Genomic DNA, 2,886 nt, shown 5'->3' on the forward strand with positions numbered 1-2,886 from the left:
CCATAACGGTCGGCAAGCGCGACAATGTCCTTCAGCACAGCCTCCCTGCGGCGATGCGAGACGGTGTCGCGCGGTTCGTCGCGACCCGGACGCGCGACATAGAGGACCTTGACCGGCGCGCCGGTGACGGAGGCGACGGCAAGCGCGAGTTCCGCGCCGCGGCGCGCATTCGCCGTGCCGTTGACCGGCACCAGGATCCTGCCGGATCCCGGCCCAAGGCGCGGCATCTGCCGGCCGACGCCGGCCGGCTTCAGCACCAGGCAGAGCGGGCCCTCGAAAGCGCCGGCGACCTCGTTGAGCCGGCGCGAGAAGCCGCCCTTCGCGGTCACCGCTCGGCCGAGGCCGATGAGCAGCATGCCGTAGCCCTTGCGCGCCTCCTTGGCGACCGCCTCGGCGGAGAGCGGAGCGTCATGCGTGCGACGCGTGAGGGGGGCTTCATGCGCGGGCTCCTCGTCGGCTTCCTTCGCCGCCTCGCGGCCCTGCTCAGCGCCTTTCTCGATCTCGTCCAGATGCGCCGCCTCGACGGGGTCGGCTTCGCTTTCGCCGCTTGTATGGAGCACGGTCGTCGGCTTGCCGGCGCTGATGACACCGGCGAGGTAGGCGGCGAAGCGGCCGACGACGCCCTCGTCGACCACCACCAGCAGCCGCTCCAGATTGGTGATGAAGCCGCGCTGGTCGACCTCCTCGCGCTCCAGCCTTTTCTTCTCCGCCTCGCCCATCGGCAGCCGTCCCAGCGCCCAGCGCAATGTCGGCGGCATTGCCAAGGTGGTGATGACGGCCATGGTGACGATCATGGTGAAAAGCGTATGCGAGATCACGCCGATCGACAGACCGATCGAGGCGACGATGACCTCGGTCGAGCCCCGCGCATTCATGCCGCAGCCGACGGCGATGCCCTCGCTGCGGCTCATGCCCGCGGCCTCCGCGCCGATGAAGGCGCCGCCGAACTTGCCGAGGCTGGCGATCGCCACCAGCGCCACGGTGAGCAGTGCAAGCTCGGGATCGACGAGCACTGTCAGGTCGGCCGAGAGACCGGCGACGCCGAAGAAGACCGGCATGAAGAGTGCCGTGATCACGCCGCGCAATTGCCCCTCGATGTGACGCGACAGGATCGGCGACTCGCCGACCAATATGCCGGCGACGAAGGCGCCAAGCACCGTATGCACGCCGATCAAGTCGGTGACCAGCGCCATACCGCCCATGATGGCGAGGATGACGGTGACCACCGCGTATTCCGAGCGGAAGGTGTCGTTGGTCCAGCGGATGGCGTCGAAGACGATGCGGCGGCCGAGCGTGAAGGAAAAGGCCATGAAGGCGGCGACGCCTGCGAGCGTGAAGGCGAGGCTGGCGAGCTCGATTCGACCATGCGTGGCGATGCCGATGGTGATGGCGATGATCACCCAGCCGATCGTGTCTTCGATGATGGCCGAGGAGACGATGATTTGGCCGAGGTCGCGGCGCATGAAGTTCATCTCGCGCACCACCATGGCGACGATCTTGACCGAAGAGATCGAAAGCGCGGTGCCCAGAAACAGGCCGGAGACGATGCGCTCGCTGCCGGTGGCAAGCAGCGAGGCCGGCATGAACTGCGCGGCCACGAAGCCGAGCGCGAAAGGCACGGCGACGCCGGTGGCGGAGATGGAAAAGCAGGCGCGGCCGACGCGGCGCACCAGCCTCAGGTCCGTCTCAATGCCGGTCAGCAGCAGAAGCATCAGCACGCCGAACTGGGCGATGGCGTTGATCATCGACTTCTGTGCGGCATCGCCGGCAAAGACCAGCCGCTCGGCCGCGGGCCATAGCCAGCCGAGCAGCGAGGGCCCGAGCAGGATGCCGCCGATCAGCTGTCCCATCACCGCCGGCTGGCCGAGGCGCTCCAGCAATTCGCCGATGCCTCGGCCGACGACGAGCAGCAAAATGACTTCGAGAACGAAGATGCCTTCGCTCGACATGCCGGTTTTTTCGGCGGCGAAGGCGGCGGCCGGCATCGATGCAAGCGCCGCCGCCGCAAGCGCGAGAGAAACCGGCCGGCGCCGGTTGGGCATGAAGGACAATTGCCGCACCCCTCGATTATCCTCGCCATAACGGTTTCGCACATGCATCGGTTGCACGGCGGTGGAACTGCCACTCTCTCCCGTTGTGGGGGCGATGTCCGGCAGGACGGGGGGGGCGCCGTGGAGGACCAACGTCGATTCAACCTATCTCCAAAGCAGGCCACTTTTAACCGTGATGGAGGTGCCTGCAAGGGCTGGGATGCCGGCGGGACCGCGCCTCCTCTACCCTGCCGGACAACTTCCTCACAGGCGCGGAGGGATCGGGCAGTTCCGGCTCCGCCCGCCTCTCTCAAGCAGCTTCGACGTCGCGTACAATTCGATTCAAATGCCGCCGCCCATCTTTGCTTGTCGGTAAAGCGACTCACGCATGGTCGCGGCACGGCGGGGCAATAAGGAGAAGCTAATGAAAAGCGACTTTGCCGCCGCCCACCTGCACCTCGACAGGGCCTGCCATTATCTGCGCGGCGACGACGAGACAAGCCGCACGGCGCTTGCGGCGCTCGACCTTGTGATCGAGGCGGTCGCGACCGCCCTCTATGCCCGGCCCGAGGCCGAAGTGGTGCCGTTTCCGATATCAGCCGCTCAGCGATAGGAAGCATCCATGACCGGCGGCCGGCAATGCTGATTAACGGCCGATCAGATCGGTCATCGCCTCGATGACCTTGCCGGCCGCCGCCCCCGTCGCCGACCGATCATTGACGATGATCGAGATGCGAAACGGAATGTCGAACTGGATTGGCCTGAGTGCCAGTCCGAACTCGGAATAGAAGCCCGCAGTGAACGGATCGACCACAGCCAGCGAGCGGCCGCCCCTGACCAGCGCGCAAGCCAAGAA

2 protein-coding genes and 1 pseudogene are annotated in these 2,886 nt (G+C 66.5%); 1 reads left to right on the forward strand and 2 read right to left on the reverse strand.

Annotated elements, in window-relative coordinates; genetic code table 11:
• Window positions 1-2,060: cation:proton antiporter (locus tag EOA60_RS23335; protein ID WP_245502601.1), on the reverse strand; the 2,060-nt coding region annotated here is incomplete at its 3' end.
• A 394-nt stretch (window positions 2,061-2,454) separates the two neighbouring features.
• Between EOA60_RS23335 and EOA60_RS23340 the strand changes: the two genes are divergently transcribed.
• The gene (locus tag EOA60_RS23340) at window positions 2,455-2,643 is read left to right on the forward strand and encodes a hypothetical protein (protein ID WP_067322650.1); all 189 of its coding nucleotides are present in this window, start codon (window positions 2,455-2,457) and stop codon (window positions 2,641-2,643) included.
• 33 nt (window positions 2,644-2,676) lie between these two features.
• Here the strand turns inward: EOA60_RS23340 and EOA60_RS38330 are convergent.
• Window positions 2,677-2,886 (reverse strand): annotated as a pseudogene (locus tag EOA60_RS38330) (hypothetical protein); the annotation flags it as partial.

Source organism: Mesorhizobium sp. M1A.F.Ca.IN.020.06.1.1 (assembly GCF_004023265.1).
In the GTDB taxonomy this organism is placed as follows: domain Bacteria; phylum Pseudomonadota; class Alphaproteobacteria; order Rhizobiales; family Rhizobiaceae; genus Mesorhizobium.